General features: G+C 35.0%; 16 protein-coding genes and 9 pseudogenes. 11 read left to right on the forward strand and 14 right to left on the reverse strand.

The window, feature by feature from the left end; translation table 11 throughout:
• The first annotated feature begins 174 nt into the window (after positions 1–174).
• Positions 175–369, forward strand: a complete 195-nt coding sequence (locus tag BAU27_RS23120; RefSeq protein WP_254797988.1) for a hypothetical protein — start codon at positions 175–177, stop codon at positions 367–369.
• Positions 370–535: 166 nt separating this feature from the next.
• On the opposite strand, the pseudogene BAU27_RS23125 reads toward BAU27_RS23120, so the two are convergent.
• A pseudogene (locus BAU27_RS23125) lies at positions 536–1,318 on the reverse strand (ATP-grasp domain-containing protein); the annotation flags it as partial.
• Between the two features lie 311 nt (positions 1,319–1,629).
• Here BAU27_RS23125 and BAU27_RS31255 point away from each other — a divergent pair.
• Positions 1,630–2,262, forward strand: coding sequence for an exosporium leader peptide-containing protein (locus BAU27_RS31255; protein ID WP_083596126.1), 633 nt, complete (start codon positions 1,630–1,632; stop codon positions 2,260–2,262).
• A 239-nt stretch (positions 2,263–2,501) separates the two neighbouring features.
• Positions 2,502–2,695, forward strand: a pseudogene (locus BAU27_RS33585) (replication-relaxation family protein); the annotation flags it as partial.
• A 187-nt stretch (positions 2,696–2,882) separates the two neighbouring features.
• Here BAU27_RS33585 and BAU27_RS23135 read toward each other — a convergent pair.
• A complete protein-coding gene (locus tag BAU27_RS23135) occupies positions 2,883–3,650 on the reverse strand; it encodes a polysaccharide deacetylase family protein (RefSeq protein ID WP_071772075.1) in 768 nt (255 codons plus the stop codon).
• A gap of 458 nt (positions 3,651–4,108) precedes the next feature.
• Between BAU27_RS23135 and BAU27_RS32980 the strand changes: the two are divergent.
• Together BAU27_RS32980 and BAU27_RS33590 are read left to right on the forward strand one after the other, a co-directional pair.
• Positions 4,109–4,243 (forward strand): annotated as a pseudogene (locus BAU27_RS32980) (sporulation protein YhbH); the annotation flags it as partial.
• Between the two features lie 28 nt (positions 4,244–4,271).
• A pseudogene (locus tag BAU27_RS33590) lies at positions 4,272–4,367 on the forward strand (IS6 family transposase); the annotation flags it as partial.
• Positions 4,368–4,555: 188 nt separating this feature from the next.
• Here the strand turns inward: BAU27_RS33590 and BAU27_RS32660 are convergent.
• On the reverse strand, positions 4,556–4,684 hold the full coding sequence (locus tag BAU27_RS32660; protein WP_217653936.1) for a ribbon-helix-helix domain-containing protein: 129 nt from the start codon (positions 4,682–4,684) through the stop codon (positions 4,556–4,558).
• 70 nt (positions 4,685–4,754) lie between these two features.
• On the opposite strand from BAU27_RS32660, the gene BAU27_RS23140 reads away from it, so the two are divergent.
• Positions 4,755–5,033: an AbrB/MazE/SpoVT family DNA-binding domain-containing protein gene (locus tag BAU27_RS23140; protein WP_071772076.1), complete on the forward strand. Its 279-nt coding sequence runs from the start codon at positions 4,755–4,757 to the stop codon at positions 5,031–5,033.
• A 318-nt stretch (positions 5,034–5,351) separates the two neighbouring features.
• Here BAU27_RS23140 and BAU27_RS23145 read toward each other — a convergent pair whose 3' ends face one another.
• From BAU27_RS23145 to BAU27_RS33415, 8 genes and pseudogenes are all read right to left on the reverse strand, one after another.
• Complete coding sequence (locus BAU27_RS23145; protein ID WP_071772077.1) at positions 5,352–5,579, reverse strand: hypothetical protein; 228 nt, start codon at positions 5,577–5,579, stop codon at positions 5,352–5,354.
• Between the two features lie 145 nt (positions 5,580–5,724).
• Positions 5,725–6,192, reverse strand: coding sequence for a CDI toxin immunity protein (locus BAU27_RS23150; RefSeq protein WP_071772078.1), 468 nt, complete (start codon positions 6,190–6,192; stop codon positions 5,725–5,727).
• Positions 6,182–6,685, reverse strand: coding sequence for a hypothetical protein (locus BAU27_RS23155; RefSeq protein ID WP_071772079.1), 504 nt, complete (start codon positions 6,683–6,685; stop codon positions 6,182–6,184). The genes BAU27_RS23150 and BAU27_RS23155 overlap by 11 nt, the downstream gene beginning before the upstream one ends.
• A gap of 816 nt (positions 6,686–7,501) precedes the next feature.
• Positions 7,502–9,320, reverse strand: a pseudogene (locus BAU27_RS23165) (amidohydrolase).
• Between the two features lie 13 nt (positions 9,321–9,333).
• The gene (locus tag BAU27_RS23170) at positions 9,334–9,927 is read right to left on the reverse strand and encodes an antibiotic biosynthesis monooxygenase (RefSeq protein WP_071772080.1); all 594 of its coding nucleotides are present in this window, start codon (positions 9,925–9,927) and stop codon (positions 9,334–9,336) included.
• A pseudogene (locus BAU27_RS23175) lies at positions 9,924–10,568 on the reverse strand (hydrolase). Before BAU27_RS23175 ends, BAU27_RS23170 begins: the two are co-directional and overlap by 4 nt.
• Positions 10,569–10,765: 197 nt before the next feature.
• Positions 10,766–11,410, reverse strand: coding sequence for an isochorismate family cysteine hydrolase YcaC (gene ycaC / locus BAU27_RS23180; protein ID WP_071772081.1), 645 nt, complete (start codon positions 11,408–11,410; stop codon positions 10,766–10,768).
• Between the two features lie 206 nt (positions 11,411–11,616).
• A pseudogene (locus BAU27_RS33415) lies at positions 11,617–12,164 on the reverse strand (NADPH-dependent FMN reductase).
• 265 nt (positions 12,165–12,429) lie between these two features.
• Here BAU27_RS33415 and BAU27_RS23190 point away from each other — a divergent pair.
• The 4 genes from BAU27_RS23190 to BAU27_RS23205 all read left to right on the forward strand — a co-directional run bounded on the left by BAU27_RS23190 (position 12,430) and on the right by BAU27_RS23205 (position 16,350).
• On the forward strand, positions 12,430–13,521 hold the full coding sequence (locus tag BAU27_RS23190; protein WP_071772082.1) for a low temperature requirement protein A: 1,092 nt from the start codon (positions 12,430–12,432) through the stop codon (positions 13,519–13,521).
• 862 nt (positions 13,522–14,383) lie between these two features.
• Complete coding sequence (locus tag BAU27_RS23200; RefSeq protein WP_071772083.1) at positions 14,384–15,325, forward strand: ring-cleaving dioxygenase; 942 nt, start codon at positions 14,384–14,386, stop codon at positions 15,323–15,325.
• The gene (locus tag BAU27_RS32995; RefSeq protein ID WP_254797995.1) at positions 15,322–15,471 is read left to right on the forward strand and encodes a hypothetical protein; all 150 of its coding nucleotides are present in this window, start codon (positions 15,322–15,324) and stop codon (positions 15,469–15,471) included. Before BAU27_RS23200 ends, BAU27_RS32995 begins: the two co-directional genes overlap by 4 nt.
• A gap of 42 nt (positions 15,472–15,513) precedes the next feature.
• Positions 15,514–16,350, forward strand: a complete 837-nt coding sequence (locus tag BAU27_RS23205) for an alpha/beta fold hydrolase (RefSeq protein WP_071772084.1) — start codon at positions 15,514–15,516, stop codon at positions 16,348–16,350.
• 265 nt (positions 16,351–16,615) lie between these two features.
• Here the strand turns inward: BAU27_RS23205 and BAU27_RS23210 are convergent.
• From BAU27_RS23210 to BAU27_RS31975, 3 genes and pseudogenes are all read right to left on the reverse strand, one after another.
• Positions 16,616–16,990, reverse strand: a pseudogene (locus BAU27_RS23210) (hypothetical protein).
• A gap of 48 nt (positions 16,991–17,038) precedes the next feature.
• Positions 17,039–17,404, reverse strand: coding sequence for a YolD-like family protein (locus tag BAU27_RS23215; RefSeq protein WP_254797997.1), 366 nt, complete (start codon positions 17,402–17,404; stop codon positions 17,039–17,041).
• Positions 17,405–17,502: 98 nt separating this feature from the next.
• A pseudogene (locus BAU27_RS31975) lies at positions 17,503–17,655 on the reverse strand (IS4 family transposase); the annotation flags it as partial.
• Between the two features lie 326 nt (positions 17,656–17,981).
• Here BAU27_RS31975 and BAU27_RS23220 point away from each other — a divergent pair.
• Positions 17,982–18,166: exosporium leader peptide-containing protein (locus BAU27_RS23220; RefSeq protein ID WP_175546556.1), on the forward strand; the 185-nt coding region annotated here is incomplete at its 3' end.

Consider the following 18,166-nt stretch of genomic DNA (forward strand, 5'->3'; position numbering starts at 1 on the left):
TGTGTAACTCAAAAGAGAAAGTTTAATTAAGTCAATGATAGCAAGGGATTCAGCGAAGGGGGCAGTTACACATAATATAAGATATGGATAACTGGGCAAAGAATTTATATGATAAACTCACGATTTTAGATATGGAAATGTACTAATTTAATTTTAGAAAGAGTGCTATTTAATATGGGAGAAGTAACGTGGGACATGATAATAACTAAAGTTGTACCGATTATAGGATTTATAGGAGTGATTATAGCATTAGTAGTCAATACATATTTTACTAATAAGGGTAAAAAAGCAGGGGTGAGACCGCATGCCCATCAACTTAAGAAATCAGAACAAAAAAAGTCATTTTGGAGTCGCCTGTTTGGTAAATAAATTAAAATTTCATAATAAAAAAGTTTACGCCTTATATAAAAATAGGTAAGGAGCGAATTTTTTTATTATGAATAATGGTAGATTATAATAATTAGAATTATAAGAAGCACGATTTTTTGTATATTCTTATCAGTTGGTATATATGTTATTTTTTATGTTGCAGTTATTATTCTTGGATTTCAAATGAAATTTCTTTAGCTGCTCCTAAAGCTATTTTTTTAGCTTCTGTTTTAAAATTGGATGCTGCTAAAATGTATCCATATCGATGTCCCATTGATGTCGGTGGTTTTAAGACAGTTCCTTTTTTAGGTTTTATATAAACTATCTCTACACCAGGATATCTAGAACTACGGTTCTTTCCTGTAACTCGAATTAGTTTCCTTTTAGATTTAACTGTTAGGTAATGAGTGTATAAATATTTATGATGTTTTTTATTTAGTGAAGGTTTATTTCCTAACATTAACTGAATAGTCTCTTGCACTAAGTTGATTCCATGTCCAATTTCAATTATGTCATTCATTGCTCCACCCGATATTCTGGGGTTTATCTCAATTAATTTCCAATCATTATTTATTCGCCGGATTTCTAGATGACAAGCACCATTTTTCATATTAAAAGCCTGAATAACAGAATTAACTGCATTGAAAAGGCTATTATATAGACTTTTGTCTACCTGTCCTAGTAAAGAATAACCAGTAACAATAAAACGTTCAAAGAGTGTAATTTCTTGTTCAACTACGGCTATAATATGGACTTTTCCATTTTGAACTAAAATTTCGACTAAGTACTGAGGTCCATCTACATATTCTTCAAGTAGAATTTCTTCATTAGGTAGTTTTTTTAAAAGACTTTGTATAGCTAAAATTAATTGATTTTTATTTTTTACTAATAATACATCTTTTGATCCTGTTGATTTAGGGGATTTCACAATAAGGGAGAAATGTATCTTTTATATAGTGCAGTAGTCTTATTTAATTGCAAACGTAGCCTATGTATATGTGAAGTAAGGGGAAAAGGGTTAGTTATTCAGCTATGTTTGGCTATACATGGAATCCATAGAAGGTTATCGGATACTCTGATATATATTGAGTCTTCCTAATATTTAATTTGGCAGGTAAATCATCAGATATACATTCATTAGATTGGAAAATCTTTGAGGGGAATAGTACATCTTCTATATATCATACCTTTGTAGAGAAAATAATACTTTGTCTAATATTTGTGTTGTATGGGAAATGGAAAATTTTTTGGGGGAGATATATGGAGAGGAGAAATAAATGGCAAGGATTAAACTTTAATGTAAATCAATTTGATAGTCCATTTGATCCTAATTTGGTAGGACCTACATTACCACCGATTTCATCATTTACTGCACCACCCGGTCCAACTGGGGCGACCGGTCCGACGGGAGAAACTGGTTCAACGGGAGAAACCGGTCCGACGGGTCCGACAGGAGCTGTTTCTCCTAATAGTGCTCATATATATAATGTTCCAGGATTCTCGACAATTGTAGGGATACCACTTGACCTTAGTGATAATGGGGTTATTGTAGGTACAGACATTATGCATTCACCCGGAACTTTCCCTATAATTCTTGAAGGTGGACATACGTATTATGTAGTGTATTTCCTTACTTATGATGCGTATGTTGGAATGGCGGGTAATTTGCAATTAAACGGTTTAGATGTACCGGGTTCTGGATATTTCCAACCAGCAGCTTTAGGTTTTACGGGTGCAAATGAATCGTCGGGAGGGGCAATTGTTACTACTCCAGTTGGGAGCCCTAGCACACTATCAATTGTGACAACAGGGGCACAAGGAGAAACAAGTGTTTTTCCAGCAGGTACCACTGCTCAACCCAATATTAGTATTCAAATTATAGAATTAATATAGCCAACTGCTCAATCACAAAATATTTAAAAGCATGTAATAGTTCTATAGAAACTCTTATAAGTAAAAGTAAGTTAATAAAACATAGATCCGTTGAGAAACTGGGTCGTTTCGATGTGAATTATGAACAATTCTTTCTTCTGTATCAATTATCTCAAAACAGATTAAACCCTGCTAGCAATTAATGAGTAGGGTTTTCTTTGTATACCCCATATAAGATTATCAATTTTACAACGAAGAAGGATTGGAAAATAGAAAAGGAAAAAAAGGGGGATATTCCTGATATGAAGTTTCTTGATAATGGAGGAGCACTTCATGCTAGGGAAGTAGATTGTTCGCACAAAATGAAAGTGAATAAAGAAAAGCTAAAAAATATGAAGAGTTGGCAGCTAAGTATGATGTGTTTGTGAAGGTATATGTAATAGAAGAGCTATAAAAAAGTGCTAACCAGATTGCAAACGAAAATGCAAACTAACCGAATACTTCTTATTAATGATAAGAGGGAAATGGTCGCTGATATGTCCTCTAAACCCTTATATATTAATGATTATTAACGTTGCATAACAATGCATAAAACGTACTACTTCACCCTTAAAAAAAATAGATAGTAAATAAGTCTAGATTCACTGATAAAAAGGATCAAAAGGGGAGGGGATTATTTTTATGGAACGATAGAGCACTTCAGATACTGTCACACATTCATAATCGTTTCTGTATAAATATCTCATGATACTTTCTAATGCTTCAACTGTATGAGATGTCTGAGAAAATTCGCTGCCATTCCAATCATGGAGTAGAATGATATTGCCAGGCTTCATACCTTTTGTTATATATTTAGAAATTTTGCTAGCTGCTGGATTTCTCCAATCTTGAGGATCTTGATGCCATGACCATAGAATAACAAGTTTTCCATTCTGTATAGCTGTATTAATAATTAAATCATTGTGAAGGCCTCCAACTGGACGATAGAGAGTTGGTTTATAGCCAGTGATTTGCTTGATAATTTTATCCGTTTGATCTAATTCTGCTGTTAATTTGGCAGTAGTAATATTTCTGTCATATATATGATTATAAGTATGATTAGCAATTTCGTGTCCTTCTTTTACTTGCCTTTTTAAAATAGCAGGAAATCTTTTAACTTTATTACCTGCTACGAAAAAGGTTGCTTTCGCATTGTATTTAGCTAAAATATCAAGTATTTGAGGGGTAAAAACAGGATGAGGCCCATCATCAAATGTTATTGCAACTATTTTTTCCTTTGTATTTACTTCCCAAATTACCTTCCCTGTTTTTTCATACGCCTTACGACTATCTGTAAAAGCATATATGGATATTGGTGTGGAACAAAAAGAAATGATTAGAAAAATGAGGAATATCCAAGTTTTTTTCACGAATAATACACTCCTATGAGATACAAGTAAGTTTAGTTTATGGAGTTATTATCAAATTATTTAATTAAGAAATAAAAAAGTAGAAAGAAGAAAGTGGCAAGGGTTGAAGGTTAGCGCTATCATTTTTTCATCAGTTGAGGGTTCAATTTTATATTGGCGTTACTCATCGTATACACTCTCCTTTAATGGCATACTTCCCATATTGTAATCCTCTACTTTTTTGATTAACCATTTTATCATATCTCGGTTGCCCCTACTTAACGTACAGGTAATTGATTAAATGTGTCTAAAAGTATAATTTTCTTTTTTGATATGGTGCCCCCATGAGGGATTAATGATTATTGAGTCTAAAATACAACACCTCTTTAAAGGGGAATGGATTTCTTGAGGTGAAAATAATAAAGTTACAAGTGAGTTTTGGGAACAGAATATATTAAATTTGGGTACATCCCGGCTAACTAAACCAGTATAATCGCTCATCATCTACCCTTTTTTCTATTTATAAAAACATTGAAGATGAGAAGTTTAAGTATTATATAGTGAAAAATAAGAAGGATATTTTTCACTGCCTTAAAAAGTTCCTTAAGAAATAAATTTAAATATAAAAATAATCAAATGTATAGAAATCATAAGGCTGCAGGGCGATTCTTTAAGAAAGCTTTGCGGTCTTTTCATGTCTCTAATACCTGGGTGATTATAGTTGATAAAAATCCAGCACTTTTTCCTTTTTTGTAAAAATACGTTAAAAAATGAGGTTTGATTTGAAAACGGCTGTCCAAATCGGTTTATTTTACGTTTTGATGAAGAAGTTAATACAAAAGGTCTTATTCATTATAAAAACGCATGTAAAGATAGATACAGGCTTTACATGTGTTTTTAGGGAAAATGAGAAGGGTACTCATTATTTATGACTTAAATTCTTTCTCTACGAACTGGCGAATTGCTTCATTTCGATTCTTTAGCCCATTTTCATGCCAATAATTTTCTATTTGTTCCACTTGTTCTTTTGTAAATGTAACTAAATTTTCATGTATGGGGAAAGCTTGTTATAATAGTGGAGAATAACTTGGGTACAATTGATAATGAAATGGGGAAAGATGCTAGATGAAAGCAACCGGAGTGACTAGAAAAGTAGATGATTTAGGGCGTGTGGTAATTCCAAAGGAACTTAGAAATACGCTAGGTATTAAAGAAAAATCACCATTAGAGATCTTTGTAGAAGGTGAAGACATTGTTTTACAGAAATATCAGCCTGGTGGTGTTTGTGCATTAACAGGAGAAGTATCAAATTGTAACATATCATTAGCAAACGGTAAGATAACATTAAGTCCAGAAGGGGCAGAACTATTAATAAAAGAAGTAGAACAGTACCTTGTAAAATAAGTGGCTCCTTTCAAGGGACTTTTATTAAAATTAATATAGTAATTTTGTGTATCGTAATATTTATAAAAATATTTACCAAAAATAGAATCAATTCCATTCCTTTTTGTAAAAATTTAGTTAGTTTATATTTTCGTATCGGTTTTAGAAACACCAAATCTAGCAGAATTTATCGAATTCTCTGAACGGAAATTGCATGAGAAACATATGTGAAAAGGAAAAAATAATAAACAGGCTAGTTAGTCCATTATAAGGGCTAACTGGCCTGTTTATTTACTAAAGTGAACCTCGATAAATGAAATAAATCTCGGCTGCCCCCCACTAATCACTCTCACCTGAATACACTTTTAAGTGTTCCATTGCTATAGATATGGCATGTTTTTCTGTATCAATTAACGATAATCCCTGCTTAATAGGGGCCCAATACTCATATCCGTAATCCTCAAACCACGCAAAAACTTCTGTAGTGTAAAAACCATCATTTCGTTTGATAACTTGAACTTTGTATCTTTTACTTGTGGAAATAATCTCTTTAATAATTTCTGCCATTGTCTATCTCCCTCTACCTTTTATCCAGAGAGTGTACCACATCAAGAATATAGATGATGAAAGGTATTCTTATTAAGCTTACATAATAGATCATTATCAGCATCAATAGATCTAGAAACAAAAAAAATTCTTTGTATGTTGGCTGTTAAATACGGTCTTTTCCAAAACCAATCATGATTTCACCTTCATGGTAAAATTCTATAACAAAATTATTTGGACAAAAAAGATAAGTGTCGCTACCAACCGCCGTTACATCATCAATATTACGTAATACATCGTGTAAATTCGCATAGAGAGCAGGAATAGGTCCAGTACTCCATAAGATATAGACTTTACTTTCTAAAGGGATAAGATGAGATATTTGATCGATGGAGTCAATGGTATGTTTAAGGGCAACCTTATTCCAATTAATTCGTCCCCACCATTCAAAAGGGTAAGAGTCATTTAATAATTTGTATAGTTCCGATCCTCTTTCAGGAGATAATTCTTTAGTTTCAGCCCCTAACACGCAGACGCATTCGTCATATAAAGCACCATGAGTAGGTTTATGCTTTTTTCTATTTGCTTCAAGAAGTTCTAAGAGTCTTTGAGACCTGTTGTTTTTAATCATCATCCAGCCCACCATCAGGTAAATGAAAATCCATACTAAAATCTTTATAAATAAATAAAAATCCTTTTATTTCTTGACCAATATCTTCTAGATTCCCATATATATTATCTGCGGCTAAAGTTATTTCCTCATTAAAATTATACAGCTGTTGATCTACATCATTGAATCCTTCACAGTAATTATTATGTATCAAATTAGATATAAAAGGTTTTATTTTCAGTACATTTTCTTCATTTATAATAAATTTCTCCCATAACAGTCCCAGTATAATTTTCACTGGTAATTTTTCATCATATCTTCCCTTTATGTTTTTTAATTTAGATGCAATATCGACCAATTTATCATTACTGGATAAAGAAACGTCTATAATTTCATTAGCAGGACTATCTAGCGTTTCAATAGTTTGATCAGCCCAATTAATTACATCATTTTTTGAAAATAAACCAATTTGTAATCCTATCCTAAAAACCTCAGCCATTTCTTTTGTTTTAGCCATATATATGACTCCTTAGATTTTTAGATAAGTATACACCACTTGGATATTATTAATAAGAGCCTAATAAAAAATTATCTTGGATGCAAGAGGATTTTTTTATTGGGAATAGTAAGGATGAGGGGAGGTGCATTACATATGGGAAAAGGTAGAAGTAATAATGCTGGTAAAAAGCAACCGAATTTCGATGATTCGTCTAATTTCGCTAAACAAAGCCAACCGACAGAAAAGAAGAAGAAATAAGAAAAGGAGCTCTCTTTATCAAGAGAGCTCTTTATTAACGAATTTACCGAAAGAATTCTCCTTCCTCAAGCGTGTGAAGGGCGATAGCCCAACGGTAGGTGGGAGATGAATTTCGGTTTGGCATAGCTAAAAACTTTTGATAAACTAGCTATATGAAGTTCTTTGATAACTTGATATATGAGGTTGCAGGAAGAAAATAGAGTGCGAAAACCAAGCCATTCGGTTCCTGTGTAAAATATCAACCGTACCAAAAGAGCGTCCAAGCGTTGGACATCTAGGGGTGGAACACCCCGAAGCAACGCTCAGGGAGACGAAAGGTTACTTTCGTCGTGGAACTGAGAAGCTCCCACTTCAAGCTTAGCTAAGTGGCGAGTAGTTCACGATATATTGACGTACCGATCACTCAATCAAATAGTCATAAGTGTAGTTTTGAAATCATCTTTGCACCAGAACCTTTCAGAGTAACGGTGTTTCTTTAGTACCAAACTGAAACGGGCATTAAGTTCTTTGACTTAATGCCCGTTTTTGATCCTATTACCATTACTATTTGGGTCCATCCTCGGCCCCAAACCCTTATTAGAAAGCAAAGCAAGTACAACCAATACCCCATTTAGTTCCATCTTTTCCTATTACGGTATGAGTGTGCTGATGGAGAGGGTTACTGCAACGGTGTGACTTGTGATTATGGGCATCGCGAGAAAGTATATTGTGGGCTAGATTAGCCCCACCATAACCATATACTCCCGTCGGTGCCCAATCGGGTGATGCTGGTGGTAATTCAGGTGATAAATTTTTAAATTCATCATTTCCATAAACAACCTGCCCACCCATAATGGTGAGTAATGATTCAAGTTCTTTGATTTCTTCTTCTGGCACAGTAAAGTAGTCAGAAGACAATACAGCAATATCAGCAAACTGACCTACTGCAAGGGTTCCCTTTTTACCTTCATCACCAGAGAACCATGCACTTCCTTTGGAATATAGTTCAAGGGCTACTTTTCTGTCAAGTTTATTCTTTTCATCGTATATCGAAAGACCACCAATGGTTTTTCCGGCAACCATCCAGTAAAGAGCAACCCAAGGATTATAACTAGAAACTCTGGTTGCATCACTACCGGCGCCAACAGGTATACCCAGGTCTAGCATACGATAAATCGGAGGAGTACGCTTTGCAGCTTCTTTTCCGTATAAATCAACAAAGTATTCACCTTGGAAAGCCATGCGATCTTGGATGGCAATACCGCCATTTAAAGCCTTAACACGTTCCATACTGCGATCTGAGATTGTTTCTGCATGGTCAAACCACCAGCGTAGACCATTAAAAGGAATTTCTCTGTTGACTTCCTCAAAAACATTTAAGAAACGTTTTATTGACTCGTCATAAGTTGCATGTAAACGGAATGGCCAACGGTTTTCCACCAATAGAGAAATTACTTTCTTTAAGTCAGCTTCCATCATCGTAGCTAGTTCGGGCCGCGGCATTTGGAATTTTTCAAAATCGGCTGCCGAGAATACTAACATTTCTCCGGCACCATTCATTTTATACTTATCATTTCCTTGACCCGGAGAAACAATTTTGGCCCATGAAGCAAAGTCTTCATATTCATGATTTGGATTTTGCGTAAATAGATTATACGCTATACGCAAAGTTAATTGATCCTTTTCGGCTAAATGTTCAACAACTTTATAATCATCAGGATAATTTTGGAATCCACCACCTGCATCAATGGCGCTTGTGATACCTAATCTATTTAATTCGCGCATAAAATGGCGAGTTGAGTTAATCTGGTCGTCAAAATTAAGTACTGGAGCTCTACCCAAACTTGAATAAAGAATAGAAGCGTTAGGATTGGCAATTAATAGACCCGTTGGATTACCTCGTTTATCCCGCTCAATTAAACAGCCCGGAGGGTCTGGGGTATCTACGCAGCCCTGCACGATTTACAAGTGCTCTATCGTAAAGATGTAGCACAAAGACAGGCGTGTCTTCAGAAACAGCATTAATCTCTTCCAAAGTTGGCATCCGTCTCTCTTTAAATTGAAATTCAGACCAACCTCCAACCACTCTTACCCACTGAGGAGCAGGTGTACGCCTTGCCTGCTCTCTAAGCATTTCCAGAGCAATAGCAAGTGATGGCACACCTTCCCAGCGCAATTCCATATTATAATGAAGACCGCCACGAATAACGTGTATATGAGAGTCATTCAAGCCCGGAATAGCTCTCTTTCTTTTAAGGTCTATTTTTTTTGTTTTTTCTGTGGCCCTATCAAGAAGCTCATCTCCACCTACTGCAGTGACTAAACCATCAGTTATGGCGATAGCCGATACTTCAGGTTGAGATGGGTCAAGGGTAGTGATTTTTCCGTTATATAAGATCATATCCGGTAAATTCATGTTCACACCTCATCTACTTCCTATTATTCTGTAACCATGGATGAAATATTTTACCGAGAATCGGCATGACTACCCATGATAGCAAGGACACTATACATACAGAAACAAAAAAAGCTGATATAATAGGATTCATATTTTTTATAATAGGTCCTATCACTTTAGGAACCGACATGCTAAGAGGCCATACACCAAGAAGGGTAACAATAGACATTTTCCATTTTGGCGGTGGAACTGGCGTTTTCGGAGTAACAAACCAATACGCCAAACTGCTTTCAGTTTTGTAAGTTGGATTAGTGGCTTGAAATCGTTCTGCTTCTTTTAACAAATCTCGACGAATATCTGATTCTTGCCAAGCACGTAGATGCTCAAACGTATCAAAGCGAAAAATAACAGTATACTCTCTGGATTCGTTATTGGGGACTATTAGATTTACGCCTAAATGCCCTGGGAATTTAGTAGCGGAAGCTTCGATTTCATGTCTCCATGTTTCAAACTGTTTGTCTCTACCTTCTTGAATTTCCCATGTAACAATCGTTGTTACTGGACCGCTAGCATCCATTGTGTTCACTGTATGAGTATCTCCGACAGTTACTCTTTCTTGTTTCATATTTTCCTGCTTGGAAGCGCGCCATGTACCATGGTATATGCGTATTCTACCCCTTGACCATAAGCGCCAGTGTGTTCTTTTACAATTTCCATAACAGCATCATAAGTGTCTTTGCGTGCCCAATCACGTTGGTATTCAAGTAAAACTTGAATTGCTGTCACTGGAATTGCTCCAGCTTGTTCTACACGACGCATAGCAGCGTTATGTGCTGTCAAACTAGTACCACCTGAAGCATCATCAACTGCATAAACTTCATAGCCAGCTTTAATTGCTTCAAGCACAGGGAATGCAAGGCAAACTTCAGTCCAAAGTGCTGCAAATATCAATTTCTTTCTACCTGTTGCTTTAACTGCATCAACAAATTTTGAATCTTCCCAAGAGTTCATTGAACTACGTTCTATAATTTCATGGTTTGGGAATATGTCAAGAATTTGTGGCCAAAAATAACCAGAAAAGCTGCGTGTTTCAACTGTAGTAAGAATAGTAGGTACGTTAAAAGTTTATGCTGATTTAGCAAGCAGCATAACATTATTAATCAATGTTTGTCTGTCAATGCTTGCAACTCCAAAAGTCATTTGAGGCTGAAAATCGATCAAAATTAATGCACTGTTCTCCGGATTTAACAATTCTAAATTACTCATAATAAAACACTCCTTTTTTAATTGTTTAAATGAAGTTTTTCGAAATGAATATATTTTCTGTTAATTTAAGCTGTAATCGTAAAAATAAAAGCTTTGCTATACTTCTTGATTTAAAAGAGAGCGCTGATTTAATCAGCGCTAAATTTATACTATCCACTTTTTAAAAAGTGATTTATAGCTATTTCTTTGGAATACATTTATGCATCTTGTTTACTAAGATCTCGCTGAGCTCCCCTATAGCTTCCAATTATATTTTGATAACCTGGAAGATTACTAGCAAGCAAATTGCCAAAACCTTCGACATCGTTGCGCCAATCGCGTTGTAATTCGCACGCTACGCTAAACCAGTTCATAAGTTGCACGCCACTATGTGCCATACGCGTATTGGCAGCATCAGCAACTTGTTTACTGAAAGTTCCTGAAGCATCAGTAACAGCAAATACTTCATACCCAGCTTTTATAGCAGAAAGTGCCGGGAAAGTAACGCAAACATCCGTAACTACGCCCGCGATGATAAGTTGTTTTTTTCCAGTTTCTTCGATTGCTTTTACAAAATCATCATTATCCCATGCGTTAATTTGTCCAGGTCGAGCTATTTTTGGTGCGTGAGGAAAGAGATCAACCAATTCTTGCATTAAAGGTCCGTTAGGTCCGTGTTCAAAGCTTGTTGTTAAAATAACTGGTAAATCAAAAAATTTAGCAGTTTGAGCAAGAGCTAAAACATTGTTCTTGAATTCATCAACACCATAGTCACGGACTAGTCCAGACATAAGACCAGTTTGATGATCCACTAAAAGAACGACAGCATCATCTTTGTTAATACGAGAATAGAGATCAGGCATTATGTATTCCTCCTAAAAAATTAAGTAATCGAAGAAAGTTTAAAAAGTGGAATATTATCATAAATTTCTTCGTTTGTTACGATTATTTAATATCTAAATTGACCTTTATTATTAATTTATCCATAAACTAAGGACACGTCAATAATTTTCTAAAAAATCAGAAAACTACATTATGCTAATTTTTGGAAATATTTGATCTCCTTTTATTAATCTAAAATAGGAGTTTTATCTATCCAATTTACAAATTGTTGTAAATAGCGCTGAAGATAACGTTTTGTTTGTTCGTCAGTAAGCACTTTCTCATCGGGATCAATCTTTTCATGTACTTGGGAAATCAGCACTTTTTGAAATGGAAGAACATGAACTTGCATGGCTTCTAGTATTTATCTGATTTGCATTTGAGCATAAACAGTATCTAATCCGTCAGGGGTTGCACCAATTAAACCAACCGGTTTTCTGCTAAGAACAGCAGATTCGCCCAGTCCAACGCATTTTTTAATACGACAGGAAGTCCAAAACTGTACTCTAGACTTACAATAATGATACCGTCAACGTCCTGGATAGCAGATTTAAATGATATCACTGTTTCTGGAACACTAATTTCTAAGTCTTCATTGAACAAAGGTAGATTATTTGTCCCGATCCAATGAAATTGATGGGAATCATCCATCCCTGTAAATGGTTGAGCAATGATTCGATTATAAGAATTTTTTCGTAAACTACCACAAATAAGGTCTATAGTATACCCTAGTATATTTCCTGATTTTATAAAAATAACTAATTATACTAGGGTATACCAAATCAGTAGAAGTAGTTTTACACCTGATTTTCAGACTATTTATTTTAATTTAATGAAGTGTTTACTACAAAAGGTCTAGGATGTAAGGATTTCTCATTAGTTTTCTTATTATTGGCTCGAGTTGTTCAAGCTATGACAAATGCTCTATGTCTGTATTATTTTCTCTTCCAATTACTATATGTTTTTAGCATACTATTAACTATAAGGAGGGAGTGCAGAAATGGAAGAAAAGAAAGTGACGTGGTTAGAACTCTTTTATGATTTGTTATTTGTGGCAGCGGTGACGGCTGCGACTCATGTTTTACTTCATGTTGAAGATGGTCATATACATGCAGAGTATTTAGTAAAGTTTGTCCTAATTTTTATTCCGATCTGGTGGGCTTGGGTAGGGCAAACCATCTTTATTAACCGGTTTGGAAAAGATTTATTTCATCAACGAATCTTTTTGATCCTGCAAATGTTTTTTGTCCTAATAATGACATCAAGCTTATCAGCTGATTTTGATCCTTATTATCTTTCTTTTTTAATTGGCTATATTGGCTTAAGGGCCGTGACTGCAATCCAATATCTTATTGTCCAGCGTATAGAAGAGGGAGCTCGAAAAAAAGCAGCACTCTTTTTAGGAAGATATTTTTGGATTGGAATCGTTATTTCATTATTATCCGTCTTTTTTGATTCTTGGATTCGATATGCTGCGTTGTATTTGGGAATTTTTATCGATATTATTGTCCCACTGATTGGGAGAAAGTGTTTAGAAAAGGTTCCTACAAATACAGCCCACTTGTTAGAGAGATTTGGTCTATTTTCCATTATTCTCTTTGGGGAAGCTCTTATAAGCACTCTTGTGGTCATTCAGCCTAAACAAGGAAATTGGGGTTCAATAAGCTTTGCGATTATTTCATTTATCCTCATTATTTCAATGTGGTGGCAATATTTCGATAACATGGAGAAGAAACTCGACAAGTCTAGACAAACTTCCGGTCAAATTATTATTTACGGTCATCTGTTTATTTTAATGTCTTTGAGTATGGTTGCAGCATCTATCAGACTATTATTTTTACATGAGGTCTATTATTCTTTTATCCTATATTTTGTTTTTGGTTCTGTATTGCTCTATTTCCTGTCAACTACAATTGTTTTTCATCAATACAGGTTTGAACAACACCGTTTAAAAATTTATCATTTATGCTTGTTTTTAGGAATTTTAGCAGTCTTTTTTGTTATTAATTTGATTGTAGTAGTACCAAATATTGTGATAGTAGGACAATTAGCCCTATTTTTTATTATCTATGCTAAATTAACAGCTACATAAATAAAAGCATCAAAAAAACTAGTATCAAAACTTGAAATGCATTCCAATTGTTAGACACAGTCTAACAATTGGGGTGCATTTTTTTATGACTTAATTTAATTCAGAACAGAAAATAAATGCTGTAATACGTTACCAGAATGGAAGAGTTGGGATTAATCGGGAGCAGGACTGGAAAACAAAATACCTTTCATTGACTGAGGAAGGAAAAGAGTTTTTTAATGAAGCTGTTTCGAAGCAATAACAATTTCAAGCATCACAATTTTCCAACTTGACTTAAAAGGAAAAAAACAGCTTCTAGGTTTACTTAGGAAAATTCAAAAAACACAGTAGGTAATCACATATCAGCACTAATGGTAAGAGCGCCTGTAAACTTAAAAGCACTTTTCGATTTCAGGTAAGTGGCAAAAAATAGTTTTGTTGCCAAGTTATCTACTTCGCTGATTGAATAAGGGTGAATCTATTTGCTATTTTCAATAGCAATACCTAATTTAATATGGCTCCCTGGTAAAAAATACAATAATCAGTCTCAAATATAGCTTTTTCTCCTTCTGACCTATTTCAAATGATTAATTGGAAATCATATATTATTAATACTTACTTTGATATCCAAAATGTTGGGCGATCCCCTTTTATTATCTTAAGATTTTACGAATGGCTAATAACAAACTTAATAATGGATATTGTTAATAATTTCCGTGACTATGTTTTTAATAAAATTAGAGACCAATATTTATAGAAAATAAAAAAACTTGAGAAAAAGGAAAAAGCACCCTGGAAGTCGTATATACAATTGTCGACAAATTGAAGATGCTTTTTTTAGGTTAAATGTCTAATCAGAAATAAAAATAGGAGTGAAAATAAAATGAGTAAAACAACGATGGGCATTCACCACATTACTGCAATTGTTGGTCATCCTCAAGAGAATGTTGATTTCTATGCAGGTGTATTAGGTTTACGTTTAGTGAAAAAAACTGTAAATTTTGATGACTCAGGTACCTACCATCTTTATTTTGGTAATGAGGGTGGAAAACCAGGAACAATCATGACATTTTTTCCATGGGCAGGAGCTAGTCAAGGGAAAATTGGTGATGGTCAAGTAGGCGTTACATCTTATGTTGTTCCAAAAGGAGCTATGAAGTTCTGGAAAAAAAGACTGGAATCCTTCAATATTCCTTTTACTGTAAAGGGACGCTTTAGCGAGGAATACTTGGAATTTGATGATCCTCATGGGCTACACTTGGAAATTGTTGAAAGGGAAGAGGGGGAAGTAAATACATGGACCTTTGGTGGGGTAACACCTGAGGTAGCTATTAAAGGCTTTGGCGGTGCTACTTTATTATCGACCCATCCTGACAAAACGGCTGCATTGTTAGAAAACATATTGGGACTAGAATTAATCGGCAAGGAAGGCGACTTTGCACGTTACCGTTCTTCAGCAGAACTAGGCAATGTTATTGACTTAAAATTAACGCAAATAGGACACGGAACAATGGGTGTTGGAACCGTACACCACATTGCATGGCGGGCAAAAGATAATCAAGACCAATTGGAATGGCAAAAATATGTTGAGGAAAACGGATATGGGGTCACTCCTGTACGAGATCGAAACTATTTTAACGCGATTTACTTTAGAGAACACGGGGAAATTCTCTTTGAGATTGCAACAGACCCTCCAGGATTTGCCCGCGATGAATCCGAAGCAACGATGGGAGAAAAATTAATGTTGCCAGGGCAGTTTGAACAGTTGAGAGGGCAAATTGAACAGAGGTTATTACCATTTGAGGTAAGAGAATTAAAGTTGTGAGCTGGTTAGCTGGTACAAATTATGCAAAATTACATGAGACGTTTTCCATAGAGAGGCCTAATTATAATCCCATATTTTCGCCGATGGAATCTATCGAACTTCAATCTTTATTGGAGAAGGCTAATGCAAAAGCTGAAATTCATTGAGAAATAGGTTTAATAATTAAAATTCATGGGGAGGAAATTTATATGGCAAAAGTTACTGTAGGCAATGAAAATCAAGATCCAATTGAACTCTATTATGAGGACCATGGTTCAGGGAAACCGGTTGTCTTAATACATGGTTGGCCTTTAAGTGGGCGCTCTTGGGAATATCAGGTACCAGCTCTTATTGAAGCAGGCTACAGAGTCATAACATATGATCGCCGAGGATTTGGAAAATCATCTCAGCCGTGGGAAGGATATGAATATGATACCTTTACTTCTGATTTACATCAACTATTAGAACATTTAGATCTTCAAAATGTCACACTTGTTGGTTTTTCTATGGGTGGAGGTGAGGTAGCTCGATACATTAGTACGTATGGAACAGAACGTATTGAAAAGGCTGTTTTTGCTGGAGCAGTTCCTCCTTATTTATACAAATCAGAGGATCATCCTGAAGGGGTATTTGATGATGCGGCAATTGAAGAATTCAAAAGTGGCGTGATAAATGACCGTCTTGCATTTCTTGACGAATTTACTAAGGGATTTTTCGCGGCTGGTAATCGAACGGATTTAGTTAGTGAGCCATTCCGTTTATATAATCGAGATATTGCAGCTAGTGCATCACCTAAAGGAACGCTCGATTGTATCACCGCCTTTAGTAAGACAGATTTTAGAAAGGACTTGGAAAAGTTCAATATACCTACTCTTATTATTCACGGTGACTCTGATGCAACTGTACCTTTTGAGTTAAGTGGAAAACGAACGTATGATTCCATTCCTGGTAGTAAACTCGCTCTAATACAGGGTGGTCCTCATGGATTAAACGCAACTCATGCAAAAGAATTTAATGAAGCATTATTAACATTTTTAAAAGACTAATCTTTGAGGAACTACCAGTTGCGGTTCAACAGCAATATCAAGAATAATAACACGAATTTATCGATTAGAAGTTTTTTAGGTTACTTAGGGGTATTTTCACATCGCCATCAAGCTAAAATTTTATAGTACCCCCAGAACGAATTTTTGTGCTAACTTGTAACAAAAAAGCTCATTTTTTCATTTTTGGGTAATTCTGAATTTTTAAGTTTATGGGCATGTGGTGCTACCCCAATAAGAAAAAGGAGCAAATTAATTTGCTCCTTTTTCACTTGAATTCCACATGGAATTTAGTATCAATGATTCCAAAAGTAACTTTACATGGGAACGGATTTTTTCCTGTTCAAGCAGCACTCATACAAGAAAGTACCCAATATTCCAGTTCTAAAGGTAAGCGGTATAGTTGAAGGTTACCGTCATTGTTTTTAACTGATACGATCGGTGTATTTACCCAAGTTGTAGCGAAACCGTCCGTTGTTATTATCGCTACTGCATCATTAGTATGAAAACCGGTGCTTAAAATTTCATAAATATTTCCATCTTTCTCATTGATAATCATAGGTATACTTAAATAGGGATAGTTATTTATATCATTATGAATAACTGTCCTTGTTGTATTCTTTCTTATCTGATTCCCTTGCATTTTATACACTCCTTTATAACAATCCGAACGTGATTATTTAAATCTATTCTATTTCACGTCTATTATATTCAAAAATTGTAGTGTCATCTTTTTATAAAAAGCATCGGTACATATGACAGCGCTATTTAGCGGATCAATATCAACCACAGTCATATAGCCAGAGAGTAAATAACCGTCTTCATAATATGTAATTAGTATTTCTTTTTCAGATATTAAGGAACATAACAACATTTTTTCAATCAGTTCTTTTTCTTCAGCGGCTAAGATCGGCCGAGTTACTTTGTTTTTCTCCTTGATGATTTCACGAATACTGTGATTTGAACCATAAGTTTTCCGTAAGAGGAAGCATAAGATTGCCGTGTGTTTTATTAATGTAGCTTGATGGGATATGCGGTAATCCTCCATCGCTATCAAGCTAAACTCATGTAACGAAAATGATAAGCAAGATTGTTTCTTTTTGTTGATACTTCTAAACAACTACATAACTGAGTTAAAGAAGTTTTAGCGACCTATACACATAAAGCAACTAAATCTTTTATTTGGTATTTACTGGTTCGTTGTACAGAACCAACATTCCTAACAATCTCTCGTAAGATATTTGGAGATAAGAATCTTTGAATTTCTTGAGCGAATAGTTTTAATTCATCATATATAGAAATAGACATACAAAAACGCCATTCTTTCCTATGATTTAAAGAAAGAATAGCGTATTTTTTCTACTTAGGGGCATTAAAATCGCTTAATTTGATGGGTATTTTGTGAGATGCCCATAAGAAAAGGTTTAATTAAAACTCTATATACCTCTTTCAAGTGGATGCACTCTATGCGTCAGAACCAGATTTACTATTAATATAAAAATACTGTCATTGGATCATCACAAAACAAAACACACAATAATAAAAGTGTAGCATATTATATAATGATAAATAAATTTTATGTAAGATAATTGTATATATTCCTATAATAAAGTATGCCCATAGGAGGTAGTTACATGTTTGATAAAAACGAAATACTTCAAGCTAATGGATTGAATCCGAATTTAATTGGCCCTACACTTCCGCCAATTCCACCATTTACTCTACCAACAGGCCCAACGGGAGGGACAGGCCCAACAGGAGCAACAGGCCCAACGGGAGGGACAGGCCCAACAGGAGCAACAGGCCCAACGGGAGGGAC

The sequence above is a fragment of the Bacillus sp. NH11B genome, from assembly GCF_001884205.1.
In the GTDB taxonomy this organism is placed as follows: domain Bacteria; phylum Bacillota; class Bacilli; order Bacillales; family Bacillaceae_G; genus Bacillus_A; species Bacillus_A proteolyticus.